This window comes from Solemya elarraichensis gill symbiont (genome assembly GCF_002021095.1).
Classification (GTDB): domain Bacteria; phylum Pseudomonadota; class Gammaproteobacteria; order Chromatiales; family Chromatiaceae.
In genome coordinates, this window is record NZ_MPRK01000230.1 from 1 (window position 1) to 2,700 (window position 2,700).

2 protein-coding genes are annotated in these 2,700 nt (G+C 47.1%); both read right to left on the minus strand.

Annotated elements, in window-relative coordinates; all coding sequences use genetic code 11:
* Positions 1–328: 328 nt before the first annotated feature.
* Complete coding sequence (locus tag BOW51_RS09450) at positions 329–2,227, minus strand: phage head spike fiber domain-containing protein (RefSeq protein ID WP_078477503.1); 1,899 nt, start codon at positions 2,225–2,227, stop codon at positions 329–331.
* Complete coding sequence (locus BOW51_RS09455) at positions 2,227–2,604, minus strand: hypothetical protein (RefSeq protein WP_078477504.1); 378 nt, start codon at positions 2,602–2,604, stop codon at positions 2,227–2,229. The genes BOW51_RS09450 and BOW51_RS09455 overlap by 1 nt, the downstream gene beginning before the upstream one ends.
* Positions 2,605–2,700 lie beyond the last annotated feature (96 nt).

Genomic DNA, 2,700 nt, shown 5'->3' on the forward strand with positions numbered 1-2,700 from the left:
GTTGTTCTTCCTGGATCTCAGCTGAGATCGAAATGAGGTAGTCATGCTCTTTCGCATGGAGCGAGCCGAGCATAAAACTACTGCTCAGTATGCAGAGCAGCAGCATGGACAATATTTTTCTGGGATTCATGTCTTCACTCAAATATGGGAAATGACGGACTTAAGGGCGCCTCGAATATTCCCAATATATCATGGCATATCTCGATTCTTTGCCGGAATTCCAATTTTTACTCGAATTCGAGGCACGGACACCATTTTAACTGATCATTATTTGATCAATTTACACCGTCCAGGCGGACCAATCCACTGGCATCATGCACCAACCTCATCAAAATAACTCCAGCGCTTCATCAGTTGAAGCCCCCTCAATGCCTAAATCGCCGAGATCAGCATCCCACTGCCGTCTTTCTCCAATAACAACCATATCGCCAAGAGCAGCATCAGCCGCCGCTAGACCAGGAATACCTGCTGTATTGGAGACCGCAGTCTCAGCGGTTCCGTTCAGTGCGATATTAATCTCGCTGGTAGTGACTCTCCATGCAATCTTTGCTGCCTGATTAATTCCCGGTGTTCGTTCTACTGTTGTTGATACGGAAACTGAAGAGGCGGCATTCACCACTGTCAAAGTGATAACGTCTCTGTCCGCACCACTGGTATCTAGCGTGACAGCAATGCGATTGTCTGAATCAACACTCCAGTCATATAGCGTCTGCTCTGTAGCCGAGCCTGTATCTGCGTAGATGAGATTGAAATCAAGCGACCAGCTCATTGTGCTGCTTGAGTATGGAATGCTTGCTGCGTTTTCATGTAAGGTTTCTGCTGCGCGAGTGACGGTTGCAGAGGTAGTAGGTATGTAGCTTGATGGGGTTGCGCCTGCTTCCAGCATCGCCCCTGAGAATAACAAATCCTCACCTGTTACACCCAGATAAATCGGACGACCTTTTGAGTATGAAATGCCTGTGCCATTACTTGAGCCAAAAATGAAATAACCGTTTGCGCCTCCGCCAGTTTGTCCTGAGACAAAAATACGGTAAACACCTGAACCGTAATCCTCTATTCCATAAAGGGCTATAGTTGCACCCACAGAGTTCGTTTCAACTAACGTCCCTGTTATTAAGTCAAATACGGCAGTAACAAATGCTTCTGATACGTGAGAAAAATAATGGATAAATGCATACTTCGCCGCATCATCCTTGACGAATACTGAAGCACAATAGTTCTGGTCTGATAACGCACCAACAGACTGGAAAACTTCATGCCTATTGACGTCTGCATCCACACTCAAGCGGTCAAAAGAAAGCCCATTAATAGTCTCTACTGCTGAATCAATGGTTACTGCGCCTTTCGTCCATGTGGTTGTCAGGTCTTCAGACTGCAGGGCAAGATTCATCCTGGCATCAGTCTCAACCAACACCCCTTCATTCACCCATGATGAAGTCCTGAAGTCATAAATATGGTGTCCACGACGAGGGAGATAGACTGCTGCTGTGGTGGTGGGGACGTAAGAGTCTGACCGGTCAGGGTTGTCTACCATGCCGCCGAGGTCTGAACGGTAGAGGTGTGCGCCCCATACTAATATGTCTAGTGTATCATCGCCTCCATAAGTCGCCGAGTCACGCGCTCCAATCTGTATTGCGAACTTACCATCACTATCGTTGGTGACGGTCATAAGCGTCCAGGTTGGACCTATTGACTGCTCCAAGACTACTACAGACAGATCACTGCAATAGATCATTACATTTTGAGCAGAACCCGTATTAGACTTAACAAACACACTGAAGGTGTGCTGTGCTACGTCAGTATCAATAGAAGTTTTACCAACTAAAGAATAGTCTCCTGATGCCGTGCCTGCGCCTTTATCAAACTGTATCCTGTCTGCTGTTTCAGTTCCATCCGGGGCTGTTCCGGCTTTGGCTGTTACAGTAGGGGTAGAGCCCGTGCCGCCGTATATTTTATCCCACCATGCATTATCAAATGTCTCACTATGCAGGGCGATGTTATGCGGACACCACTTCAGTTTGCCATCACTGTCCACCATCGTGGAAAGAGAGGTAGAAGCGTGGGTTATCGCTGCTGGGAAGCCTGTCTCGCTTCCACCAGTGCGGTAGTACGCATTATCGAAGTCGAAGACGAGCTTGGGCTTGTGAGAGCCTATTGCGTATTTGTCAACAGGGATGCCTCCAACCCTGCCTAACTGTCCCAGTTGTCCCAGCTGACCTAAATTCATTATTCAATTCTCTCGACCTTAGTCGCCTTGTATTTGTATATCCATCCCTTTTTTTGATTAGGAGGCCTATTATTGATTCTATCATGGTCGCTCTCCTTATTGGCGGTCATCGCCGGATGATCTGCAGCTTCATAAGCTTTCAAAAGTGCATCCTTCTGCCTATAAAACCTGTTTAGAATCGGCGACCTACGCTTATTATACTCTGTCCAAGGCCCTTCATCTGGAGGAGGACCCAAAGCGTCAAGACCGTCATTCAAGGTCTTGCTTATGGCCATAAGGCCTTTATCCAAATCACCCTCTCTGGTCTGCTCAGCAATAGCTGTACCAGCCATTGATGCAAGCAGGATTGCAGCGGTGAGTTTTTTTACTGAAAACATAACTATTCTCCTAAAATGATCGCTGCGATTGCAGCTGCTGTAATACCGGCCAAGTTACTTCATCGAATCAGGCTTTCGGCTCTTGATTTGAATCTG

What these genes read in the sequence shown, in the direction of transcription:
- BOW51_RS09450 (WP_078477503.1), bottom strand. Translation starts at nt 2,227, where the DNA reads ATGAATTTAGGTCAGCTGGGACAACTGGGACAGTTAGGCAGGGTTGGA.
- BOW51_RS09455 (WP_078477504.1), bottom strand. Translation starts at nt 2,604, where the DNA reads ATGTTTTCAGTAAAAAAACTCACCGCTGCAATCCTGCTTGCATCAATG.